The sequence below is a fragment of the Azospirillum sp. 11R-A genome (assembly GCF_049472615.1).
In the GTDB taxonomy this organism is placed as follows: domain Bacteria; phylum Pseudomonadota; class Alphaproteobacteria; order Azospirillales; family Azospirillaceae; genus Azospirillum; species Azospirillum palustre.
The window spans coordinates 565584-589485 of sequence record NZ_JBCEBL010000001.1; the positions used below are offsets into that span (position 1 = coordinate 565584).

General features: G+C 67.7%; 22 protein-coding genes. 19 read left to right on the top strand and 3 right to left on the bottom strand.

What is annotated here, in order from left to right; genetic code table 11:
- Positions 1-10 precede the first annotated feature (10 nt).
- Positions 11-946 (bottom strand): NAD(+) diphosphatase, encoded by a 936-nt coding sequence (nudC, locus tag VH569_RS02745; protein WP_423313836.1) that lies wholly within the window; start codon positions 944-946, stop codon positions 11-13.
- 176 nt (positions 947-1122) lie between these two features.
- On the opposite strand from nudC, the gene hisN reads away from it, so the two are divergent.
- The 10 genes from hisN to rpmB all read left to right on the top strand — a co-directional run bounded on the left by hisN (position 1123) and on the right by rpmB (position 13084).
- Entirely contained in the window at positions 1123-1905 is a 783-nt protein-coding gene (gene hisN / locus VH569_RS02750; protein WP_423313838.1) for a histidinol-phosphatase, read from the top strand.
- Between the two features lie 10 nt (positions 1906-1915).
- Positions 1916-2428 carry a hypothetical protein gene (locus VH569_RS02755; protein ID WP_423313840.1) on the top strand — a complete coding sequence of 171 codons (513 nt, stop codon included), beginning with the start codon at positions 1916-1918 and terminating at the stop codon, positions 2426-2428.
- Between the two features lie 80 nt (positions 2429-2508).
- Positions 2509-4359, top strand: coding sequence for an extracellular solute-binding protein (locus VH569_RS02760; RefSeq protein ID WP_423313842.1), 1851 nt, complete (start codon positions 2509-2511; stop codon positions 4357-4359).
- Positions 4360-4433: 74 nt separating this feature from the next.
- Positions 4434-6305, top strand: a complete 1872-nt coding sequence (locus tag VH569_RS02765) for an extracellular solute-binding protein (RefSeq protein WP_423313843.1) — start codon at positions 4434-4436, stop codon at positions 6303-6305.
- A 60-nt stretch (positions 6306-6365) separates the two neighbouring features.
- Positions 6366-7475, top strand: coding sequence for a microcin C ABC transporter permease YejB (locus tag VH569_RS02770; RefSeq protein ID WP_423313845.1), 1110 nt, complete (start codon positions 6366-6368; stop codon positions 7473-7475).
- Positions 7475-8560, top strand: coding sequence for an ABC transporter permease (locus tag VH569_RS02775; protein WP_423313847.1), 1086 nt, complete (start codon positions 7475-7477; stop codon positions 8558-8560). The genes VH569_RS02770 and VH569_RS02775 overlap by 1 nt, the downstream gene beginning before the upstream one ends.
- Positions 8561-8585: 25 nt before the next feature.
- Positions 8586-10226: an ABC transporter ATP-binding protein gene (locus VH569_RS02780; RefSeq protein ID WP_423313849.1), complete on the top strand. Its 1641-nt coding sequence runs from the start codon at positions 8586-8588 to the stop codon at positions 10224-10226.
- 345 nt (positions 10227-10571) lie between these two features.
- Complete coding sequence (meaB, locus tag VH569_RS02785; protein WP_423313851.1) at positions 10572-11582, top strand: methylmalonyl Co-A mutase-associated GTPase MeaB; 1011 nt, start codon at positions 10572-10574, stop codon at positions 11580-11582.
- 228 nt (positions 11583-11810) lie between these two features.
- Positions 11811-12554 (top strand): hypothetical protein, encoded by a 744-nt coding sequence (locus tag VH569_RS02790; protein ID WP_423313853.1) that lies wholly within the window; start codon positions 11811-11813, stop codon positions 12552-12554.
- A gap of 230 nt (positions 12555-12784) precedes the next feature.
- Positions 12785-13084: a 50S ribosomal protein L28 gene (rpmB, locus tag VH569_RS02795; protein ID WP_012973047.1), complete on the top strand. Its 300-nt coding sequence runs from the start codon at positions 12785-12787 to the stop codon at positions 13082-13084.
- Between the two features lie 260 nt (positions 13085-13344).
- Here the strand turns inward: rpmB and VH569_RS02800 are convergent, their stop codons facing one another.
- Positions 13345-13935 (bottom strand): regulatory protein RecX, encoded by a 591-nt coding sequence (locus VH569_RS02800; protein ID WP_423313856.1) that lies wholly within the window; start codon positions 13933-13935, stop codon positions 13345-13347.
- A 183-nt stretch (positions 13936-14118) separates the two neighbouring features.
- Here VH569_RS02800 and VH569_RS02805 point away from each other — a divergent pair, with 183 nt between their 5' ends.
- The 6 genes from VH569_RS02805 (at position 14119) to VH569_RS02830 (ending at position 19326) form a co-directional block, all read left to right on the top strand.
- Positions 14119-14922 (top strand): ABC transporter permease, encoded by an 804-nt coding sequence (locus VH569_RS02805; RefSeq protein WP_377808561.1) that lies wholly within the window; start codon positions 14119-14121, stop codon positions 14920-14922.
- Positions 14923-15062: 140 nt separating this feature from the next.
- On the top strand, positions 15063-16220 hold the full coding sequence (locus VH569_RS02810; protein WP_423314120.1) for an aspartate aminotransferase family protein: 1158 nt from the start codon (positions 15063-15065) through the stop codon (positions 16218-16220).
- Complete coding sequence (argF, locus tag VH569_RS02815; protein ID WP_423313858.1) at positions 16217-17170, top strand: ornithine carbamoyltransferase; 954 nt, start codon at positions 16217-16219, stop codon at positions 17168-17170. Before VH569_RS02810 ends, argF begins: the two co-directional genes overlap by 4 nt.
- A 167-nt stretch (positions 17171-17337) precedes the next feature.
- Positions 17338-18279, top strand: a complete 942-nt coding sequence (locus tag VH569_RS02820) for an Hsp33 family molecular chaperone (RefSeq protein WP_423313860.1) — start codon at positions 17338-17340, stop codon at positions 18277-18279.
- Between the two features lie 126 nt (positions 18280-18405).
- Complete coding sequence (locus tag VH569_RS02825; protein ID WP_423313862.1) at positions 18406-19002, top strand: hypothetical protein; 597 nt, start codon at positions 18406-18408, stop codon at positions 19000-19002.
- A gap of 69 nt (positions 19003-19071) precedes the next feature.
- Positions 19072-19326 carry a hypothetical protein gene (locus tag VH569_RS02830; protein ID WP_109051949.1) on the top strand — a complete coding sequence of 85 codons (255 nt, stop codon included), beginning with the start codon at positions 19072-19074 and terminating at the stop codon, positions 19324-19326.
- A 105-nt stretch (positions 19327-19431) separates the two neighbouring features.
- Here VH569_RS02830 and VH569_RS02835 read toward each other — a convergent pair whose 3' ends face one another.
- Positions 19432-21324 carry a potassium transporter Kup gene (locus VH569_RS02835; RefSeq protein ID WP_109051948.1) on the bottom strand — a complete coding sequence of 631 codons (1893 nt, stop codon included), beginning with the start codon at positions 21322-21324 and terminating at the stop codon, positions 19432-19434.
- A 231-nt stretch (positions 21325-21555) separates the two neighbouring features.
- Here VH569_RS02835 and VH569_RS02840 point away from each other — a divergent pair, with 231 nt between their 5' ends.
- The 3 genes from VH569_RS02840 to VH569_RS02850 all read left to right on the top strand — a co-directional run bounded on the left by VH569_RS02840 (position 21556) and on the right by VH569_RS02850 (position 23876).
- Positions 21556-22623 (top strand): GGDEF domain-containing response regulator, encoded by a 1068-nt coding sequence (locus VH569_RS02840; RefSeq protein ID WP_423313866.1) that lies wholly within the window; start codon positions 21556-21558, stop codon positions 22621-22623.
- A gap of 139 nt (positions 22624-22762) precedes the next feature.
- Positions 22763-23329 (top strand): hypothetical protein, encoded by a 567-nt coding sequence (locus VH569_RS02845; RefSeq protein ID WP_109491188.1) that lies wholly within the window; start codon positions 22763-22765, stop codon positions 23327-23329.
- Between the two features lie 25 nt (positions 23330-23354).
- On the top strand, positions 23355-23876 hold the full coding sequence (locus VH569_RS02850) for a hypothetical protein (protein ID WP_395459058.1): 522 nt from the start codon (positions 23355-23357) through the stop codon (positions 23874-23876).
- Positions 23877-23902 lie beyond the last annotated feature (26 nt).

Below are 23902 nucleotides of genomic sequence, written 5' to 3' on the forward strand. Positions count from 1 at the left end.
CACTGATCCCTCACCCCTCCGCCATCCATTCCCGGATCAGGCGGTGGGCAATCGAGTCGGGCCGGGCGAGGCGGAAATTCTCGTCCGGGGTGTGGGTGCGCAGGAAATCGCGGTCGAACCAGCGGGCGCTTTCCAGTTCGTCGTTGCCGGTGTCGATGTCGAAGCTGGTGGCCCGCGCGGTAAAGCCCAGCATCAGCGAGGACGGGAAGGGCCAGGGCTGCGACGAGCGGTACTGGATGTCCGTCACCGTCAGCCCGACCTCCTCGAACACCTCGCGGGCGACGGTGTCCTCCAGGCTTTCGCCCGGTTCGAGGAAGCCGGCCAGCACCGAATGCATGCCGGGCGGGAACCGGCTCTGCCGGCCCAGGACCGCCCGGTCGCCGCCGTCATGGACCAGCATGATCACCGCCGGGTCGGTGCGCGGGAAATGGTGGATGGCGCAGTCGGGGTTGGTGCAGAGCCGCACATGCCCGCCCTCCGCCGTCGCCGCCGGAGAGCCGCAGACGCCGCAGAAGCGGTGGCGGGCGTTCCACCACACCATGCCGCGGGCGTAGGCGCACAGCGCCGCCTCCCCTTCCGGCATCAGCGGGCCGGTGACGCGCAGATCCTCGAACCGGCCATGGCCGCGCAGGGCCGGCAGCGAGTCCGGATCCTCGACCATCGACAGGTCGACGGTGAAGACCGGCGTGCCGTCCATCAGGCCCCCGTTCATCAGGCCCCCATTCATCAGGCCGAGAAAGATCGGCACGGCGTCCAGCCCCTCCGCCGGCAGCAGGACGGCGCGGGGCGCATCCTCCGGGCCGGCGACGAAGCTTTTGCTCTGCCAGATCGGCAGGACGCGGGAGGCGGGGGCGAGCCAGGCTTCCGTCAGCCAATCCTCGTCCTTGCGGCGGAGGGAGGCGCGGTCGATGGGCGTGGCGGCGTAGATGTTGGGTCGGTTCGTCATGGCCCATCGAGGCTGCCACAAGCCGGGCCGGGCGCAAAGCCCCAGCGGCGAAGGGTCTGCCCGACGGAAACCGCGACCTCCCCTCAAGCGGCAGCGGGAGCCTTTCGGGTTTTCGCAGCGGACCCGCGCCGTTAGGATGCGGCACCCGATATCGACAAGATCCTCAAGGAGCGACCATGACCGAACCCTGCCCCGCCCCGATGGTGGCGCTCGCCCAGCGGTTGGCCGACTCCAGCGGCAGCGTGGTCCGCCGCTATTTCCGCACCCCCGTCGCCATCGACGACAAGGCCGACGCGTCGCCGGTCACCATCGCCGACCGCGAGGCCGAGCACGTCATCCGCACCATCATCGAAAGCCAGCGCCCCGACGACGGCATCTATGGCGAGGAGCACGGCACCAAGAACCTGGACGCCGAATGGGTGTGGGTGATCGACCCCATCGACGGCACCAAGTCCTTCATCACCGGCCGGCCGATCTTCGGCACGCTGATCGCCCTGCTGCACCGGGGCCGCCCGGTGCTGGGCATCATCGACCAGCCCATCGTCGGCGACCGCTGGATCGGCGTCGAAGGCCGCCCGACCACCCACAACGGCCAGCCGGTGCGCGTGCGCCCCTGCCCCGGCGGGCTGGGCGCCGCCATGTTCGGCACCACCTCCCCCGACCTGTTCCCCGGCAGCGACTACGAGGCCTACCGCCGCGTCGCCGCCAAGGTGAAGACGGCCTCCTACGGCGGCGATTGCTACAGCTACGGCCTGCTGGCGTCCGGCTATTACGACCTCGTCGTCGAGTCGGGGCTGAAGCTGTACGATTTTGCGGCGCTGGTGCCGGTGGTGACCGGGGCCGGCGGGCTGATGACGGATTGGGACGGCAAGCCGCTCGACGCCAACTCCACCGGCCGGGTGATCGCCGCCGGCGATCCCCAGACCCACCGGGACGCCATGACGGTGCTGGCAGGCTGAGGGGCAGGACATGACCGCCATCACCCCTCCCGCCCGTTCCGTCTTCGAAACGTCCCCTGAAAAGCTGAGGCCCTTTCTGGAGGGGCTGGCGGCACGGGTGTCGGGCGGGTCGAACTGGATGGTGCGCAAGAAGACCGTCTGCGACCTGCTGCTGGGGCTCGACGCCTTCTTCGCCCTGCCGGCGGCCGAACGCAGCGCCCTGATGGCCGACGGCGGCGCCTCTCCCGACATCGCCGAGGCCGAGGGCAAGGCCGAAGGCGGGCCGGAGGATTTCCGCAAGGTCCTGCCGCTCTATGTCGGCGCCATCCTGGAGGGGATGCGGGAGACGGTCATTGCGTCCCCGGAACAGGCGGCGATCTATCTGCTGTCGATCCATCCGGAACATCAGGCGGCGGCGGAGGCCTGGATGCTGGCCGACCCGCGCAACGGAAAGTCGGTGCGCAGGCTGATCCGGACCGACCGCCGCTATCGCCAGTTGATGGACCGCATGGCCGACCATTGGCGCACGGCGCGAAGCAACTGACCGCAAACCGGAATTGCGCTTGACCGGGGAGCGGGCGTGGCAATCTAACCAGAACGTCCGCTCCCCACACAGGACCGCCGATGCGCCGCCTTCTCGCCATTGCCGCCACGATCCTGACCCTGTCCGCGCCGGCGATCCTGACGCCCGCGCAGGCCGCCACCCGGACCGTCACCGCGCTGAAGCAGTTCGGCGAGCCGCAGTTCAAGCCCGGCTTCACCCATTTCCCCCACGTCAATCCCGACGCGCCGAAAGGCGGGTCGGTCGGGCTGGCCGAATCGCAGCCGGGCACCTACGACAGCCTGAACACGCTGATCCTGCGCGGGGTGCGGCCGCGCACGCTGGGGCTGATCTCCGACACGCTGATGGTCGGGTCCGGCTGGGAGTTGGACGCCGCCTACGCCCACATGGCGGAAAGCGTCGAGGTGCCGGACGATTACGGCTGGGCGGTCTTCACGCTGCGCCAGGGCGCCCATTGGCATGACGGCACGCCGATCACCAGCGCCGACGTGGTCTTCACCTGGGACGCGATCCAGGCCCATGGCGCCCCCTTCATCAAGTCCTTCCTCGACCGCACCGCCAAGGTGGAGGCGCTGGACGACCGCCGCTTCAAGATCACCCTGACCGGCACCGGGGAGATCAAGCCGATCATCGACTTCGCCACCACCTTCTCGCCCCAGCCCAAGCATTGGTGGACGTCGAACGGTCGCGACATCTCCAAGACGACGCTGGAGCCGGTGCTGGGCAGCGGCCCCTACCGGATCAAGACGGTCGATGCCGGCCGCTCTATCACCTATGAGCGGGTCGCCGACTGGTGGGCGAAGGATCTGCCGACCGCCCGCGGCTTCTACAATTTCGACATCGTGAAGGACGACTTCTACCGCGACGACGACGTGATGTTCGAGGCGTTCAAGGCCGGCGCCTACGACTTCCGCGGCGAATACCGAGCGCAGCGCTGGACCACCGGCTACGATTTTCCCGCCATGAAGGACGGCCGCGTCCGGAAGCTGGAGGTGCCGAGCGAACTGCCGCTGGGCGCCCAGGGCTTCCGGCTGAACACCCGCCGCGACAAGTTCGCCGACCCGCGCGTGCGCGAGGCGCTGGCGCTGCTGTTCGATTTCGACTGGATCCAGAAGAACATCCTGTACGGCCAGTATAAGCGGACGCTCAGCAACTTCCCCAACTCCGACTTCGGCGCCAAGGGCCCGCCCGGCCCGGCGGAACTGGCCTTGCTGGAGCCGTTCAAGCCGCAGTTGTCCGAGCGGTTGCTGACCCAGCCCTTCACCCTGCCGGCCACCGACGGCAGCGGCAACAACCGCGCCCAGGTACGCGAGGCGACCCGCCTGTTCAAGGAGGCCGGCTGGGAGGTCCGCAACGGCAAGCTGACCAACGGCAAGACCGGCGAGGCGATGGCCATCGAGTTCCTCGACGGCACCGGTGCGCTGACCCGCGTCATCCAGCCCTATGTCGAGAGCCTGCGCCGCGTCGGCATCGACGCCTCCCTGCGTCTGGTCGACACCGCGCAGTATCAGGCGCGGCTGGACGAGTTCGATTTCGACTCGATCATCGTCAACCTCGCCTTCTTCACCCCGCCGGGCACCGAGCTGCGCGGCTATTTCGGCTCGGCCGCCGCCGGCCTCAAGGGATCGGCCAACTATTCCGGCATCCATGACCCGGTGGCCGACGCGCTGATCGAGAAGGCGCTGACCGCCAAGGATCTCGACTCGGTGCAGGCCGCCACCCGCGCGCTCGACCGCGTGCTGCTGTGGGGGTTCTACATGGTGCCGCAATGGCACAACCCGGAAAGCTGGGTCGCCCACAAGGCGTGGCTGGCCCATCCGGCGGTCTGGCCGAAATACGATCAGGACTATCGCAGCACCAATTTCCCGGCGACCTGGTGGGTCGATCCGGCCGGCAAGGCGGCGCAGCCTTGATGACGCCCCATTGCGGCGCTAACTCCATCGGTCTGAACGCTTTTCGGGAAAACAAGCGAGGGAGGGGATCGGGCATGACGGGTCGGATGCGGTGGCTGGGCACCGGTATGGCGGCGGCAGCGGTGATGATGGCGGCAGCACTTCTGCCGGCATCCCCTGCCTCGGCTCAGGACCAGGGCAAGACGGGGGGCAGCCACGCCCTGGCCCTGCACGGCAAGCCGAAATACGGGCCGGACTTCCAGCATCTCGACTATGCCAATCCCGACGCCCCGAAGGGCGGCGAGGTCAAGCTGATGGCCTTCGGCGGCTTCGACAATCTCAACCCCTTCATCCTGCGCGGGCAGGCCGCCGCCGGGGCCGGGCTGGTGTTCCAGACCCTGACAACCAGCAACGGCGACGAGGCGATCACCGAATACGGCCTGCTGGCCGAAAGCATCGAGATCGCTCCCGACCGCACCTGGGTCGCCTTTACCCTGCGGCCGGAAGCCCGCTTCCACGACGGCCAGCCGGTCACGGCGGACGACGTGATCTGGAGCTTCGACACGCTGAAGGAAAAGGGCCACCCGCTCTACCGCACCTATTACGCCGACGTAACGAAGGCGGAGAAGACCGGCGAGCGCACGGTCAAATTCTCGTTCCGGGATGGCAACAATCCCGAGCTTCCAGTCATCATGGGCCAGTTGCCCGTGCTGCCCAAGCATGCCTTCGCCAACCGCGATTTCGCCACCACCACCCTCGATCCGCTGATCGGCAGCGGCCCCTACAAGGTGGTGGAGGTGCAGGCCGGCCGCGCCATCACCTATGAGCGGGTCAAGGACTGGTGGGCGAAGGATCTGCCGATCAACCGCGGCCGCTACAATTTCGACCGCATCCGCTACGACTATTACCGCGACCTCGACGTCGCCTTCGAAGCGTTCAAGGCCGGCGCCTATGATTTCCGGCTGGAGAACTCCTCGAAGAACTGGACCACCGGCTACAATGTTCCGGCGGTGCAGAATGGCCAGATCATCAAGGAGGAAATCAAGCACGAGGACCCGCAGGGCATGCAGGCCTTCGTCTTCAACATCCGCCGCCCGGTCTTCCAGGACCGCCGCGTGCGCGAGGCGCTGAACTACCTGTTCGATTATGAATGGACGCGGGCCAACCTGTCCTATGGCCTGTACCAGCGCACCAGGAGCTATTTCGCCAACACCGAATTGGCCTCCACCGGCCTGCCGTCCCCTGAGGAACTGAAACTGCTGGAGCCGTTCCGCGGCCAGATCCCGGACGAGGTCTTCACCAAGCCCTACGAGCCGCCGAAGACCGACGCCAGCGGCAACATCCGCGGCAACCTGCGCACCGCGCTGGGCCTGCTGAAGGACGCCGGATGGGATCTCAAGAACGGCAAGCTGGTGAATGCGCAGGGCCAGCCCTTCCGCTTCGAGTTCCTGCTGGTCCAGGCCGACATGGAACGCATCGTCCAGCCCTTCGTCCGCAATCTGGAACGCGCCGGCATCGAGGCGCAGATCCGCGTGGTCGACAGCGCGCAGTACCAGAACCGCACCGATAATTTCGATTACGATATGATCATCGAGCGCTTCCCGCAGTCGTTGTCGCCCGGCAACGAGCAGCGCGATTACTGGGAATCCTCGCGTGCCGACCAGCCCGGCAGCCGCAACTCGATCGGCATCAAGAACCCGGCCATCGACAAGCTGGTGGAGACGCTGATCGCCGCCCCCGACCGCCCGGCGCTGATCGCCGCCACCCGGGCGCTCGACCGCGTGCTGCTGTGGAACTGGTACGTCATCCCGCACTGGCACGACACGGTGTACCGCGTGGCCTATTGGAACCGTTTCTCCCATCCGGCGGTTGCCCCAAAGTACGGCCTGGGCTTCCCGGACAGCTGGTGGATCGACGCGGACAAGAACGCGAAGCTCGCCAACAGCGCACGCCGCACGGGACCCTGACCTGTAGTCTGGTCTAAGCTGTCGTTTCCTTGAGGATTGGGGAGGGTCGGGACACCCGCGATGCTGGCCTACATCATCCGCCGCCTGTTGCTGATCATCCCCACCCTGTTCGGGATCATGGTGATCAATTTCCTGATCGTGCAGATCGCCCCCGGCGGCCCGATCGAGCAGATGATCGCCCGCGTCCAGGGCACCGCGGTGGAGGCGACCTCGCGCATCGGCGGCAACGCCGGTGGCGACGCCAACGCCGCCCAGCGCCAGAACCAGACCGGCGGCGACAGCGGCGGCAAGTATCGCGGCGCCCAGGGGCTGGACCCCGCCTTCATCAAGCAACTGGAGAAGGAATTCGGCTTCGATAAGCCGCTGCACGAACGCTTCATCCACATGATGTCGAACTACATCGCGTTCGATTTCGGGACCAGCTACTTCCGCGACCGCCGTGTGGTCGATCTGGTGCTGGAAAAGATGCCGGTGTCGATCTCGCTCGGCATCTGGACGACGCTGATCGTCTATCTGGTGTCCATTCCGCTGGGCATCGCCAAGGCGGTGCGCGACGGCCAGCCCTTCGACGTCTGGACGTCGGGCGTCGTCATCGTCGGCTACGCCATTCCCAGCTTCCTGTTCGCGGTGCTGCTGATCGTGGTGTTCGCCGGCGGGCGCTATCTCGACTGGTTCCCCCTGCGCGGGCTGGTCTCGGACAATTGGGCCAGCCTGCCCTGGTACAAACAAGTGCTCGACTATTTCTGGCACATGGCGCTGCCGGTGTTCTCCATGGTGATCGGCGGTTTCGCCGGCCTGACCATGCTGACCAAGAACTCCTTCATGGAGGAGATCGGCAAGCAGTATGTCACCACCGCCAGGGCCAAGGGCCTGACGGAGAACCGCGTGCTGTACGGCCATGTCTTCCGCAACGCCATGCTGATCGTCATCGCCGGCTTCCCCGGTGCCTTTATCGGCATCCTGTTCACCGGCGCCATGCTGATCGAGGTGATCTTCTCGCTCGACGGGCTGGGGCTCTTGGGCTTCGAGGCGGCGATCAACCGCGACTATCCGGTGATGTTCGGCACGCTCTATTTCTTCACGCTGCTGGGGCTGATCATGAATCTGGTCGGCGACATCACCTATGTGATGGTCGATCCCCGCATCGACTTCGACTCGCGGAGGGTGTGATGACTCCGCTGACCCGGCGCCGGCTGGCCAATTTCAAGGCGAACCGCCGCGGCTTCTGGTCCTTCTGGATCTTCCTGGTGCTGTTCACCGTCTCGCTGGGGGCGGAGTTCATCGCCAACGACAAGCCGCTGCTGATCGAATACGAGAACCACTATTACTGGCCGGTCTTCCAGACCTACCCCGAGACCACCTTCGGCGGCGAGTTCGAGACGGAGACCGATTACCGCGACCCGTATGTCCGCGACCTGATCGCCGCCAAGGGCTGGATGGTCTGGCCGCCGATCCCCTACAGCTACCGCACCATCAACTACAACCTGCCGGTCCCGGCGCCCGCCCCCCCGTCGGCCGACAACTGGCTCGGCACCGACGACCAGGGGCGCGACGTGGTGGCCCGGCTGATCTACGGCTTCCGCATCTCGGTGCTGTTCGGTCTGGTGCTGACCCTCTTCTCGTCGGTCATCGGCGTCGCGGCCGGCGCGGTCCAGGGCTATTTCGGTGGGCTGACCGACCTGCTGTTCCAGCGCTTCATCGAGATCTGGCAGGGGCTGCCCACCCTGTTCCTGCTCATCATCCTGGCGAGCGTGGTGACGCCGACCTTCTGGTGGCTCTTGGGCCTGCTGCTGCTGTTCTCGTGGACGGCACTGGTCCATGTGGTGCGGGCGGAGTTCCTGCGGGCACGCAACCTCGATTACGTGCGCGCCGCCAAGGCGCTGGGCGCGGGCGACGTGACCATCATGGTGCGCCATGTGCTGCCCAACGCCATGGTGGCGACGCTGACCTTCATGCCCTTCATCCTCAACGGCTCGATCACCACCCTGACCGCACTGGATTTCCTCGGCTTCGGCCTGCCGCCCGGCTCGCCGTCGCTGGGCGAGCTGCTGGCCCAGGGCAAGGCCAATCTCCAGGCGCCGTGGCTGGGCCTGACCGCCTTCTTCGTGCTGGCGATCATGCTGAGCCTGCTGATCTTCATCGGCGAGGCGGTGCGCGACGCCTTCGACCCGCGCAAGACCATCGCCCAGATGTCGACCGCGCTGCCCGGCGAGGCCGCCGCGGCGACCGCGGCGCGCAAGGAAGCGGCGGAATGACGACGACGACCGTGAAGAGCCCGACATGAGCCTGATGCCCCCCAACCCCGACCTGCTGTCCGTGCGGGGCCTGCGCGTCGATTTCCGCTCGGGCGCCGGCGCGACCCAGGCCGTCAAGGGTGTGTCCTTCGACATCCAGAAGGGCGAGACGCTGGCGCTGGTCGGCGAATCGGGCTCCGGCAAGTCGGTGACGGCGCTGTCGATCCTGCAGCTGCTGCCCTACCCGATGGCGCACCACCCCGCCGGGTCGATCCGCTTCCGCGACACCGAGCTGCTGGGCGCGGAGGAGAAGACCCTGCGTCAGGTGCGCGGCAACCGCATCGCCATGATCTTCCAGGAGCCGATGACCTCGCTGAACCCGCTGCACAGCATCGAGCGGCAGATCAACGAGACCCTGTTCCTGCACAAGCGCCTGTCGGCCGGCGCCGCCCGCGCCCGCACGCTGGAGCTGCTGCGCCTCGTCGGCCTGCCCGACCCGGAAAAGCGGCTGACCGCCTACCCGCACGAACTGTCGGGCGGCCAGCGCCAGCGGGTGATGATCGCCATGGCGCTGGCCAACGAGCCCGACCTGCTGATCGCCGACGAGCCGACCACCGCGCTCGACGTCACCATCCAGGCGCAGATCCTGGCGCTGCTGAAGGATCTGCAAAGCCGCTTCGGCATGGCGCTGCTGCTGATCACCCACGACCTCGGCGTGGTGCGCAAGATGGCGGACCGCGTCTGCGTGATGAACCAGGGCGAGATCGTCGAGCAGGCCAAGGTCGACGACCTGTTCATCCGCCCGCGCCACGCCTACACGAAGAAGCTGCTGTCGGCCGAGCCGCGCGGCAACCCCCTGTCGCCGCCCGAGGATGCAGCGGAGGTGATGGCCGCCGACCGGCTGAAGGTCCATTTCCCGATCAAGAAGGGGCTGCTGCGCCGCACCGTCGGCCACATCAAGGCGGTGGACGGCGTCGACGTGGCGGTCCGCCGCGGCCACACCGTCGGCGTCGTCGGCGAATCGGGATCGGGCAAGACGACGCTGGGCCTCGCGCTCTTGCGGCTGCACGCCAGCCAGGGCGCCATCCGCTTCGACGGCACCGACATCCAGGGCTGGCAGCCGAAGCGCCTGCGGAGCCTGCGGCGCGAGATGCAGATCGTCTTCCAGGACCCCTACGGCAGCCTGTCGCCGCGCCTGTCGGTCGGCCAGATCATCGGCGAAGGGCTGGGCATCCACGGCATCGGCGACGCCAAGGAACGCGAGGCGATGGTCGCCCGCGCGCTGGAGGAGGTCGGCCTGCCGCCCGAGGCGCGCAACCGCTACCCGCACGAGTTCTCCGGCGGCCAGCGCCAGCGCATCGCCATCGCCCGCGCCCTGGTGCTGAAGCCGAAATTCGTCGTGCTGGACGAGCCGACCTCGGCGCTCGACATGTCGGTGCAGGCGCAGATCGTCGATCTGCTGCGCGACATCCAGGCCCGCCACAACCTCGCCTACCTGTTCATCAGCCACGATCTGCGGGTGGTGCGGGCGCTGTCCAGCCACGTCATGGTGATGAAGGACGGCAAGGTGGTCGAACAGGGACCGACCCAGCGCATCTTCGAGGAGCCGCGCGAGGAGTACACCCGCGCCCTGCTCGCCGCCGCGCTGAACCTGGAGGCGGTGGAATCGCCGGCGGTGCGGACGTGACGTGGGCGTGATCCCGAGGGTGCAGGAAGTGCAGACAAGATTGACACGGATGTCACGGATGGAGACACGGATATCACGGATATTCTTGAGCTTGCCGAGCGGGACGCCCGGTGCCGAAGCGGGCGCCTGACCAAGCTCGATATTCAGATGCCCCTGGTGATGCTTGCCAAACCGGCCCCCCCTGTTTCAAACGTCATCCGCGACATCCGTGTCATCCGTGTCAATCTTGCTCCCCACGGCCGCACCCTCCCGCCGTGGGGCAACCCGCCACTCCCCAAAGGCTTTATCCCGAACCGCTCCCTCGGGTAGGGTACCGCTCCCTTCGCACAAGCCGATGCCACCGCCATGACCGACACCGCCCCGCAAGACGCCGCCCGCCTCGCAACCCAACTTGCGGGGGCCGTCCGGTCGGGGGACCGGCGGGCGCTGGCGCGGGCGATCACGCTGATCGAATCGACGCGCGCCGACCATCGCATCACCGCCGAAGCGCTGCTGGCGGCGCTGCTGCCCTATACCGGCAACTCGGTGCGACTCGGCATCTCCGGCGTGCCGGGGGTGGGGAAATCGACCTTCATCGAGGCGTTCGGGCTGCATGTCATCGGGCTGGGGCACAAGGTCGCGGTGCTGGCGGTCGATCCGTCGTCGCAGCGCACCGGCGGCTCGATCCTGGGCGATAAGACCCGGATGGTCGACCTGTCGCGCGACCCCGACGCCTTCATCCGCCCCTCCCCCGCCGGTGCGACTCTGGGCGGCGTGGCGCGCCGCACGCGCGAGGCGATGCTGGTCTGCGAGGCCGCCGGCTTCGACGTGATCGTGGTGGAGACGGTCGGCGTCGGCCAGTCGGAGACCGCGGTCGCCGACATGGTGGACCTGTTCATGCTGCTGCTGCTGCCGGCCGGCGGCGATGAGTTGCAGGGCATCAAGAAGGGCATCGTCGAATTGGCCGACCTCGTCGTCGTCAACAAGGCCGACGGCGACCTCGCCGCCACCGCCCGCCACACCGTCGCCGATTACCGCCACGCGCTGACCCTGCTGCGCCATGGCGACTGGCGGGTCCCGGTCCTCAGTTGCTCGGCTTTCCGGAAGGTGGGCATCGACACGATCTGGGACACCATCGGCGAGCACAAGGCGCTGACCGAGGCCAACGGCGCCCGCGCCACCCGTCGGGCGGAGCAGGCCCGCGCCTGGCTGTGGAGCGAGATTCGCGAGACGCTGATCGACCGTTTCCGTGCCCATCCGGCGGTGCGGGCCGATCTGGCGCGCCTCGAGGCGGAGGTGACAGCCGGAACCACCATCCCGGCGGCGGCGGCCCATACCCTTCTCGGGCGCTTTCTCGACCGGACGGAAACCCTCTGATCCAACGAGACATAAACCGTTCAGCTTATGTTGCACCGCAACAAATCCGTTGCACCGCACCAACCGTAGGGCTATTCTGCACCGGGCGGGAAAGGGGCGACGTGCGCCGATTCGACTTTGTCGATTCGCCTTCGTCGCTTGGGCCGGGGTGCCCGCGGTCTCCTGGGGTTACGCCGGAGCGGCCTTTCCGTTTCCGCCAATATGCCTTGCTCTACGGGAGACAACGCCATGACCGCTCAGCCGACCCCCGCCAACGTCCTGAACCTGCTCAAGACCAACGCCCAGACCACCGCCGCCAAGTCCGCCCGCGTCGCCACGCTGGTGCAGGACGGTTACCGCCGCTGGTTCGACGGCGTCACCGCCTCGGTCAACGACGCCAGCCGCCTGGCCGCCGGGCTGGGCAAGGCCCGCAACCCCGCCGATCTGGCGGCCTTGCAGCGCGACTGGCTGTCCACCACCCAGGCCCGCGTGACCGAGAGCGTGCAGGGCTTCCTGGACGTCTCCACCAAGATCGCCGCCGAGATCACCGCCCTGCCGGCTCCGGCCGCGGAGGCCGCTCCTGTGGCCGCTCCCGTGGCGGCCCCCACCCTGGCCCCCGTCGCCGCCCCGGCCCCGAAGGCCGAGGCTCCGAAGCCGGCACCGGTGGCGGCCCCGGTGATTGCCACCCCGAAGGTCGAGGCTCCGAAGGTCGAAATCGCCGCCCCGGCGCCGGCCGTCGAGGCTCTGCAGGCTGCCCCGGTTCCGGCCGTGGTTGCCGAGATCGCTCCGGTCGCCGCCACCGTTGCCGCTCCGGCCGCCGACTCGGTCGAGGTTCCGGTGAAGGAACTGGTCGAAACGGTGAAGGCCGAGACGGCCGCCCCCGCCGCGGCAATCGCCGCCGAGGCGAAGGCCGTGGCCAAGCCGGCGCAGCGCCGCCCCGGCAAGCCTCTGGCCGCCAAGCCGGCGTCGAAGACCTCGCCGACCGTGAACTGACACCCGTCGGCACAAGATTGGCGCGGCTCGTCTCTTCGTCGGATCGAAGAGGCCGCCGCGCTTCGACTCTCCACAATACCGCGACGACTCGGGCTTTGACGGTTTCATCGCGGTTCCCGGTTTGAAGACAGGCTTGACGACGGCGCTTTTGTTCGACTATATAGCGGCCTCCTTCGGGCGGCGGGCCGTCCGTTACCGGGTTTCATTTGCTAAAATAAAGGAACAGTCCGATGGCACGTCGGTGCTCCGTGACCGGCAAGGGCACGCAGTTTGGCAACAACGTCAGCCACGCCAACAACAAGAATCGTCGCCGCTTCCAGCCGAACCTCCAGGAAACGTCGCTGCTCAGCGACAGCCTGGGTCAGCTGGTGCGTCTGCGCCTCTCGGTGAACGCGATCCGCTCGATCGAGCACAAGGGCGGCCTCGACGCCTTCCTGCTCGATGCGAAGGACGCGGTGCTGAGCCTGGATGCCCGTCGCATCAAGCGCCGGATCTCCAAGGCGCAGGAGAAGCAGCAGGCTGCGGCCTGATCGCTTCCCCGATTCTGGGGCGCGTTTGGTGTGCTGAGGCGGGGCGCTTGCCGCTCCGCTGAAGAAGTTTAGGACGCGTACAGGACGATTCCGACTCCCGGTAAGAGAGCGGCGCGCGACATCCGAAAGGGTGCCGCGCGTTTCGTCGTTTCAGGGCCAGTCATTTCTGGGCCTCTCAATTTCTTGCTATGTGAACCATGGAACATCTCCGGAAAGATGTTCCACGCCGTTCCATCTTCAATATTTCATCGGCTGGCGCCCTACTCCTCCAGCAGCCCGTCCGGATCCTCGGCATCCACCACCCGCCGGGCGATCTCATAGCCGAAGCCGGCGCGGCCCAGCGCCGCCATGTCCTTCTCCCGCTGCGCCGTGCGCTGGTCCGGTCGCCGGTAGGGTCCCAGACGGCGCCGCTTCGCCAGCGCCAGCGCTGCCGTCAAATCCAGATCGGGCCCGACATCCTCGCGCAGGCTGTCCAGCGCCTTGTCGGCCTCGTCGCGGCCGATGCCCTTGCCGGCCAGCTTCTGGGCGATCAGCCGGGTGGAGGCGCCGCGGCGGTGCAGGCTTTCGGTGCGCATCCGGGCATAGGTCTCGTCGTTCAGCAGGCCGCTGCGGACATAGCGCGCCAGCAGCTCGTCGATCCAGCGGGCACCCTCCTCGCGGTCGGTGCCGTGGGCCTTGGCCGACAGGTCGACCTTGCGCATCAGCACCCGGCGCAGATTGGATGTCGAACTGGCGAAGCGCTCCAGATAATACAGCGCCGCATTTTCCAGATACTGCGGCGTGACCCGCTTCGGCGGCTTTCTCGCCGGCGACCGGGCGGGGGGAACGGAACGCTTATCGTCGGTGTTCATGGCAGTCCCTTCGGCGGCGGCGGTTGCCGGATGGGCGGGCCGCACGTACAGTCCGTGGCCTTACTGGCGGTCCGTGACCTACCCGGCGCCCTTTCCTGGCGAAACAGTTCCGGCCCTCACCCGGCTCCCCCAAGGGGTGCCGAAACCGCGGGTGCCGGTTCCCTAAAGGCAGATCGTGACGCGATGACCCTTCCCCTTCCTCCCATGCCGCGCAATGTCGGTTCCGTCAACTGGATCGGCCTGTGGACGCTCTACGCACGCGAGGTGCGGCGCTTCATCAAGGTGCACCAGCAGACCGTCTGGGCGCCGGTGGTGACGACGCTGCTCTATTACGCGGTGTTCGCCCTGTCGCTGGGGTCGGCGGTGCGGATGGTCGGCCCGACGCCTTACCTGGAGTTCCTGGCCCCCGGCCTGATCATGATGGCGATGGTGCAGAACGCCTTCGCCAACACCTCCTCCTCCGTCGTGATCGCCAAGGTCCAGGGCAACATCGTCGACATCCTGATGCCGCCGCTGTCGCCGATGGAACTGGTCAGCGGCTTCGTGCTGGGCGGCGTCACCCGCGGCGTCGTGGTCGGCCTGGTGACGGGCCTCGCCATCTGGGCGGTGATCCCGATGCACATGCCGCATCCGGGCTTCGTCGTTTTCCATGCGGTGATGGCGTCGATGCTGCTGGCGCTGCTGGGTCTGGTCGGCGGCGTCTGGTCGGAGAAGTTCGACAACATCGCCGCGGTGACCAACTTCGTGGTGACGCCGCTGTCCTTCCTGTCCGGCACCTTCTATTCGGTCGACACCCTGCCGCCGGTCTTCTGGTGGGTCGCCCATTTCGACCCGTTCTTCTACATGATCGACGGTTTCCGCTATGGCTTCATCGGGGTGTCCGACGGGGCGCGCTGGCTGGGCGTGGCGGTGATGCTGGGCGTGAATATCGGTCTGTGGTGGCTCGCCTGGCGCATGTTCAAGACCGGCTACAAGCTTAAGGCGTGAAGACGCTGCGAAAACAGCGCTTTTTCACCCCTGTCCGTTGACAGAACCCATCAATCTCCGGATATTTGCCGTTCCCGGCGGTCAGGCATGGCCGCCGGATTTTCCTTTTTTGGGAGACCAAAGCCGTGATCCCCGTCGTTATGCCCACATACGCCCGCGCCGATGTTGTTTTCGAGCGCGGTGAAGGTCCGTATCTCTACGCGACCGACGGGCGACGATTCCTCGACTTCGCCGCCGGCGTCGCGGTGAACGCCCTGGGTCACGCGCATCCCTATCTGGTTGAGAAGCTGACCGAGCAGGCGCAGAAGCTGTGGCACACCTCCAACCTGTTCCGGGTCGCCGGACAGGAGAGCCTGGGCAAGCGCCTGACCGAGGTGACCTTCGCCGACACGGTGTTCTTCACCAACTCCGGTGCGGAAGCGTGGGAATGCGGCGCCAAGGCCGTCCGCAAGTACCATTATGACAGCGGCAACCCGCAGAAGAACCGCATCATCACCTTCGAGCAGGCCTTCCACGGCCGCACGCTGGGCGCCATCTCGGCCGCCAAGCAGGAGAAGCTGGTGCACGGCTTCGATCCGCTGCTGGACGGCTTCGATCAGGTGCCGTTCGGCGACCTCGACGCCGTGCGCGCCGCGATCACGCCGGCCACCGGCGGCATCTGCGTCGAGCCGATCCAGGGCGAGGGCGGCATCCGTGCCGGCTCGGTGGAGTTCCTGCGCGGCCTGCGTGCGCTGTGCGACGAGCATGGCCTGCTGCTGTTCCTGGACGAGATCCAGTGCGGCATGGGCCGCACCGGCAAGCTGTTCGCCCATGAATGGGCCGGCATCACGCCGGACGTCATGTGCGTCGCCAAGGGCATCGGCGGCGGCTTCCCGCTCGGCGCCTGCCTTGCGACCGAGCGTGCGGCATCCGGCATGACCGCCGGCACCCACGGCTCGACCTATGGCGGCAACCCGCTGGCGACCGCCGTCGGCAATGCCGTGCTGGACGTCATGCTGGCGCCGGGCTTCCTGGACGACGTGCAGAAGACCTCGGCCCTGCTGCGCGGCCGCCTGGAGGAGCTGATCGCCAGGCATCCGTCGATGTTCCTGGAGCTGCGCGGCCAGGGCCTGATGCTGGGCCTCAAGCTGGGCCAGCCGGTCGGCGAGGTGGTGGCGAAGCTGCGCGCCAACGGCCTGCTGTCGGTTCCGGCCGGCGACAATGTGGTGCGGCTGCTGCCGCCCCTGAACATCGGCGAAGCCGAAGTGAACGAAGCCGTCGGGATTCTCGACCGGACGGCGCAGGAGTGCGTGGGATGAACGGCGACAACAACACCGCCAACGGCACGGTTCGGCATTTCCTCGACATCGACCGGATGGACGGCGCCACCCTGCGCCGCCTGCTCGACCATGCCGTCCGCATCAAGGCCGACCTGAAGAAGGACCGGCTGGCCCATTCCACCCTGCTGGCCGGCCGCTCGCTGGCCCTGATCTTCGAGAAGCCCTCGACCCGCACCCGCGTGTCGTTCGAGGTCGGCATGCAGCAGTTCGGCGGCAACGTCGTGGTGCTGAAGCCCGACGACATGCAGCTGGGCCGCGGCGAGACCATCGGCGACACCGCCCGCGTGCTGTCGCGCTTCGTCGATGCGGTGATGGTCCGCACCACCGGCGAGGAGCGGGTGCATGAGCTGGCGGCCCACGCCAGCATTCCGATCATCAACGGCCTGACCGACCAGACCCACCCCTGCCAGATCATGGCCGACCTGATGACCTTCGAGGAGCATCGCGGTCCGATCAACGGCCGGACCGTCGCCTGGATCGGCGACTGCAACAACGTCGCGGTCAGCTGGGCGCACGCCGCCGTCCGCTTCGGCTTCGAGCTGCGTCTGGCCTGCCCGACCGTCTACGGCCCGTCGCCGGAGCTGCTGGCCTGGGCCGAGCGCGAGGGCAGCGGCCGTCTGGTCGTCACCGACAGCCCGGAAGAGGCGGTGCGCGGGGCCGAATGCGTCATCACCGACGCCTGGGCCTCGATGCACAACACCGACGTGGACGAGCGCGCGGCGATCCTCGCCCCCTATCAGGTGAACGAGGCGCTGATGGCGCACGCCCACCCCGAGGCGCTGTTCATGCACTGCCTGCCGGCCCACCGGAACGAGGAAGTGACCGACGGCGTGATCGACGGCCGCCATTCGGTGGTCTGGGACGAGGCGGAAAACCGCCTGCACGCCCAGAAGGCCATCCTCGGCTGGTGCATGGGCGTGCTGGACTGACATTCCACGCCCGATCCCTGCAGTCGACGCTTCGATTGGCCCTCTCCCCACCCCGGGAGAGGGCCAAATTCGCATGGGTGCTCTACCGATCTTGATTCGGCCCCCCCGCACCCCGATCTTCGGCCCTACGCCTGCATAACCGGTCTCTGTCTTAAGGAATGCGCCCTATGGACGATCCGTCCGTCCGCCCGCTCACCGATGATTTCGTCCTGCCGTTCCAGATCGAGGCGTCGCGCCTGCGCGGCCGCATCATCAAGCTGGGACCGGCGATCGACGAGATCCTGACCCGCCACGACTATCCGCCCACCGTCGCCCGCTTCCTGGCGGAGACGGCGACGCTCGCCGTGCTGCTCGCCAGCATGCTGAAGTACGAGGGCATCTTCACGCTCCAGACCAAGGGCGACGGGCCGATCAACCTGATGGTGGCCGACGTCACCTCGGTCGGCGACGTGCGCGCCTATGCCCAGTTCGATCCGGAAGCGCTGGCCAAGGCCGAGCGGGACGTCGACATCGCCCCGGCCGCCGCTCTGCTGGGCAAGGGCTACATCGCCTTCACGGTGGACCAGGGTCCCGACACCGACCGTTACCAGGGCATCGTCGAGCTGTACGGCAAGACGCTGACCGACTGCGTCCAGCATTACTTCCGCCAGTCCGAGCAGATCGACACCGGCCTGACCGTCTCGGTCGACCGCGCGGCGCTGCCGGACGGCTCCTTCGGCCCCTGGCGGACCGGCGGCATCATGGTCCAGCGCCTGCCGCAGGAGCAGGGGCTGACCGCATCGGACAGCGAGGACGACTGGCGCCGCGCCATGGCGCTGATGGCCAGCGTGTCCGGCGACGAGCTGCTGTCGACCGACCTGCCGGCCGCCGACCTGCTCTACCGCCTGTTCCACGAGGACGGCGTGCGGGTCTATGAGGGCACCGCCCTGCGCTTCGGCTGCCGCTGCTCGCGCGAGCGGGTGGAGACCATGCTGCGCGGCCTGCCCCGTGAAGAGGTGCAGGAGCTGAAGATCGACGACGGCCGGGTCGAGGTGACCTGCCAGTTCTGCTCGACCGACTACCACTTCACCGACGCGGATCTCGACCGCGTCTATGGCCCTGCCTCCTGACCTCGCCTCCTTCGTGGGAATAGGGTCAGACAAAAACGCGTTCATGGGGGCGCGGCGTCCGCGCCGCGCCCCTTTCCTTTTCCAGTAACCCAGGTTGCCGAAAGCAGCCCAAGAACCGGAGCCCCCATGCTGTCGCGCCGCTTCACCCTCGCCGCCGGAATGGCCACCCTCCTGCTTGCCGCCTGCCAGAGCGCGCCGCCACGGCCGGCGCCCCGTCCGGTCGACTTCTCCAATTTCGGGCCGATCGTTCTGAATGCCGGCACCGTCGACGTGGTCGACGCCTACCGTCCGGTCGGCGGCAAGCATGTGGAGGACCGCTCCGCGGTTCCGCCGGCCGAGGCGGTGCGGCGCTGGGCGGCGGAGCGCTTGCAGGCGGCCGGTGGAACGGGGCGCCTGCGCGTCACCATCCGCGACGCCAGCATCGTCGAGGTGGCGCTGCCCACCAGGAAGGGCATCACCGGCTATTTCACCAACGACCAGGCCCAGCGCTATGACGGCCGGATCGAGGTGGAGATCGCCGGCGAGGTGCCGGACACCGGCAATGGCGGCTTCCGCGGCGTGACCCGCTCCACCGTCACCCACTCCACCACCGTGGCGGAGAACATCTCGCTGGCCGACCGCGAGGCGACCTTCCTGGAGATGACCCGCCGGATGATGGACGATCTGAACGCCCGCCTGGATGCCGGCATCCGCAAGGATCTGGCGCCGATGGTCCGGCGCTGACCTTTTTGTGAAAGTTGGCCCGGCCCTTGCGGTGGGGCACCCGACGTTTCATCAGAACGGAGGGTGCCCATGCCGAAATTCGACCTCTATGTCGTCCGGCCGCCGGAGGGATCGGCCACGATCACAGCCATCCCCGAGGAAAAACAGCAGTCGTCCCAGGCGGCGCTCCGCAATCTCAGCCGCTCCGGCTGCGTGGTGAAGTCCTTGGGCGACATAGACCTGTCCTTCGTCAAGAAATCGGAGGCCCAGATCAAGATTGAACTGGCGGTGCGGCAGATGTTCGCCGCCTCCGCCTACAAACCGCCGGTGTCTATTGTCTGGTAGTGGCCGTCCGGTCTTGACCATCCAGTAGCGGCATGAGGCGAGTGGCCTTCTGGCGGGGGCGGCAGAAACTGCCCCCGCCCGCCGCCCGTATCGGCAAGTTCGGCCCTAGATTTCCAACTGCATGCCCAGTTCGACCACCCGGTTGGGCGGGATGCAGAAGTACTCCGACGCGCTGGACGACAGCTTCGACAGGAAGATGAACAGCGGTTCCTGCCAGCGCGGCAGCCCGGACTTGCCATGGCTGCGGATCAGCGTCTCACGGCTGACGAAATAGGTCGTCTCCATCGGCTCGAACGGCAATCCGGGGATGCGCTTGCTTTCCAGCGCCACCGGGATGTCCGGTTCGTCCTTGAAGCCGAAATGGACGATCAGCCGGAAGAACCCGGCCGACAGCGCCTTCAGCTCGAAGCGCTGCTCGTCCGGCACATGCGGCACATCCTCGATGTCGACGGTCAGCAGCACGACGCGCTGATGCAGCACCTTGTAGTGCTTCATGCTGTGCAGCAGCCCCGGCGGCAGGCCGCGCGGGTTGCCGGTCAGGAACACCGCGGTGCCCGGCACCCGCTGCACCGACCCGCTCTTCAGCCGCTCCAGCAGCATGTCGAAGGGCAGCGCATCCTCGGCCAGCCGCTTGCGCACCACCTCGCGCCCGCGCCGCCACGTCGCCATCAGCAGGAAGACCGCCGCACCGACCACCAGCGGGAACCAGCCGCCCTCCTCCACCTTCACCAGATTGGCGAGGAACAGCGCCATGTCGACGGTCAGGAACACCGCCAGCGCCAGCACCGCCTGCCACAGCTTCCAGCGGCCGAGCGAGCGCGCCACCTTGTAGGCCAGCAGCGTGGTCGCCACCATCGTGCCGGTCACCGCGATGCCGTAGGCGGCGGCGAGGTTGCTGGAGGTCTGGAAGCTCAGCACCAGCAGGATGACGCCGGCCAGCAGCAGCCAGGTCAGCTGCGGCATATAGATCTGGCCCTTCTCGTGCTCCGACGTGTGCATCACCTCCATCCGCGGCAGATAGCGCAGATGCATGGCCTGCAAGGTCACCGAATAGGCGCCGGAGATCACCGCCTGTCCGGCGATGATGGTGGCGGCGGTGGCCAGCAGCAGCAGCGGCACCTGCGCCCAGTCCGGCGCCAGATGGAAGAAGGGATTCTCGATGGCTTCCGGCTCGTGCAGCAGCAGGGCGCCCTGGCCGAAATAGCAGAGCAGCAGCGACGGCAGCACGATGCTGTACCAGGCGCCGCGGATCGGCTTGCGGCCGAAATGCCCCATGTCGGCATAGAGCGCCTCCGCCCCCGTCACCGCCAGCACCACCGCACCCAGCAGCAGGAAGCCGTGCCAGCCATGGTTGAACAGCATCTCCACCGCATGGCCGGGCCACACCGCGCCCAGCACGCCGGGATAGCGGATGATCTGCCCCAGACCCAGCACCGCCAGCGTCAGGAACCACACCAGCATCACCGGCCCGAACAGCTTACCGACCTTCTCGGTGCCGAATCGCTGCAGCACGAACAGCCCGACCAGGATGGTCAGCGTGATCGGGATGACATAGCTGTCCAGGGCGGGGGCGACGACATGCAGGCCCTCCACCGCGCTCAGCACCGAGATGGCGGGGGTGATCAGGCTGTCGCCGTAGAACAGCGAGGCGCCCATCACGCCGATCGCCATGACGACCCCGGTCCGCCGGTGCCCCGGCCGCATGCCGCGCAGCGCCAGCGCGGTCAGCGCCAGGATGCCGCCCTCGCCCTGGTTGTCGGCACGCATGATGAAGATGACGTACTTCACCGTCACCGTGATGATCAGCGCCCAGAAGATCAGCGACAGCACGCCCAGGATGACTTCGGGCGTCAGCGGGAAGCCGCCGCCCTCGGTCAGGCATTCGCGCAGCGTGTAGAGCGGGCTGGTGCCGATGTCGCCATAGACGACACCCAGCGCCCCCAGCGCGAGCGCGCGCAGCTTGGCCGCATGCTCCCGCCCATCCATGCTTGCTTCCATACCCGGTCCGCTCCGATCATTTCGATGCACAGCCATGCCTAAGGTGGCTTGGCGTGGCCGCGCAAGCACCGAATGGCGAAACGCGCCACCGGCACGACCGATCCCCGGTGATTTTCATCCCGACGGGTTCGGAACGCCATAGCCCCGGCGCGGCACTCGGCACCGTTGCATCGGGGCCGGGGCCGTGCTTCCATCCTGGCGTGTACCGTGGACAGTCCCGAGCCGGCAGCCATGTCCAACGATCTCCTGTTCGCCTCGGACGAGTCTCCCACCCCGCAGGATCTGTCCAGCGGGGCCGGCGGGACCGGCGACACCGCCCCGGCCGCTCCGCCCTGGCTGGTTCTGGTCGCCGACGACGAGCCGGAGGTGCATGCCGTCACCCGGCTGGCACTCGCCCGGCTGCGCTTCCGCGGCCGCCCCGTCCGCCTGCTCGACTGCACCAGTGCGGCGGAGGCGGAACGCATCCTGCGCAACACCCCGGATATCGCCGTCATCCTGCTCGACGTGGTGATGGAGACCGAGGATGCCGGCCTGCGGCTGGCCCGCCGCATCCGCGAGGAGTTGGGCAACCGCGCCATCCGCATCGTCCTGCGCACCGGGCAGCCGGCCCGTGTGCCGGAGGAGGAGTTGGTCCTCGCCTATGAAATCGACGGCTACACCGCCAAGACCGAACTGACGGCACGCCGGCTGTTCACCAGCGTGGTGACGGCATTGCGCGCCTATGCCGATCTGGCGGCGCTGGAACAGAAGCTTGCCGAACGCGGCCGCGCGCTGGAGGAGGCGACCGTCCGCCTCAACCGCATGGCGACGCTGGATCCGCTGACCGGCGTGTGGAACCGCCGCCGCTTCCTGGAACTGGCGGCGGCGGAACTGGCGCGGGCACGGCGCTATGGCCGGCATCTCGGCGTTTTCCTGCTCGACCTCGACGGCTTCAAGGCGGTCAACGACGCCCATGGCGATGCCGTCGGCGACGCGGTGCTGCGCGCGGTGGTGAAGCGGATCCGGGCGGCGCTCCGCATCTCCGATCACATCGCGCGGTCGGGCGGGGAGGAGTTCGTCGTGCTTCTGCCGGAAACCGACGATGCCGGCAGCGCCGTGGTGGCGGAACGGGTGCGCGCCGCCCTGGCCGACAGCCCGATCCTGGTGGAGGAGCGGACGATCCCCGTCACCGCCAGCATCGGCGTCGCCAACTGGCTTCCCGCCGAGCCCGGCGTCGAACAGACCCTGCACCGCGCCGAACACGCTTTGCATGCAGCCAAGCAGGCCGGCCGCAACCGGGTCGAGCGCGCGGCGGGGTAACGGGATGCCGCACCCGGCCTTCCATCCTGTCGACTGTGTAATATCGTTTCAGCGCCGCGATTGAATGGCGGCAAGCCAGGGGTTACTCCTATCGTTGGAAACATCTTGGCGTATGCCATTTCCGATCGGGGGTTCGCACATGTGGCAGAACTACACCAACGCGCTGATGACCGCCTTCGGACTGGCCGGGCTGGGGTTCGGCATCGGCAAGCTCGTCATCGTGCTGGGCGAACGCGCGATCGAACGCCGCCACGGGTCGGAGGGGGTGCGCGACATCATCGCCCGCCGCGCCAAGCTGGAGACAAAGCTGGAGGCCCGCCGCGGTGACCGCATCCGCGAGCTGAAGGATCTGGACGGTGCGGCCGAGGATGTGCTGCGCCGCCGCAAGGTGATGGAACGCCAGATCGAGGAGGCGCGCCAGTCCGGCGAGCGGCTGGTCCGTCTGGTCGGCGAGGAGGTCCAGGGCAGCCCCTGCTACGTCGCCATGGTGGTGAACAAATATGTCGGCACCGGCGCCGTCCAGCAGAGCCAGCATGCGCTGGTCGATCCCAGCTGGGCGCAGCCGCAGATGATCGAGGTTTGGGCGCGCTCGATGGCGGAGGCGCGGACGGAGATCGAGCGGCGCTACCCGCCCGCCTTCGGCTATGCCGTGACGCGGATGCAGGAATTCCTGTCCGCCGACACCCCCGTCGCCAAGGCCAGCTGAGCCCCCTTCGAAAGCCGGACCCGCCATGGACAGCATGCCCTACATCTTCTCCGGTCTGGTCGGCCTCGCCTCCCTGGCGGTGTCGCTGCTGCTGGCGTTGCGCCGCCTGAAGACGTCGGAGGAGCGGATCGCCACCGCGGTGTCGCGCAAGCAGGCGCAGGTCGAGCGGATCAAGAAGATCGCCCGCGTCACGCTCCAGCAGGCCCGCGACCTGCGCGACGCCCGCCGCCGCAAGGCGATGGCCGAGCTGGGCTGCGAGGATTTGGAACAGCGCCTGAAGGCCTCCGGTGCCAACGACCGCCGCATCTATGTGCTGGACGACCGCCGCACCCAGAAGGACCAGGGCTGGCTCCTGCGGGTGGTCAACATCGAATACGGCACCCGCGTCAACCCCACACTCATTCCCACCGCGCTCGACAGCTGGAAGCGCGGCCGACGCTTCCTCGTTTGGGCGCTCGACGAGAAGAAGGCCCGCGAAAAGGTCAACGCCCGCTTCCCCGAGAACAAGGGCTTCACCGTTATGGGCGTCGAATCCTATATCGAGTGAGAATGCGGCCGGAAAGCCGCATCTTG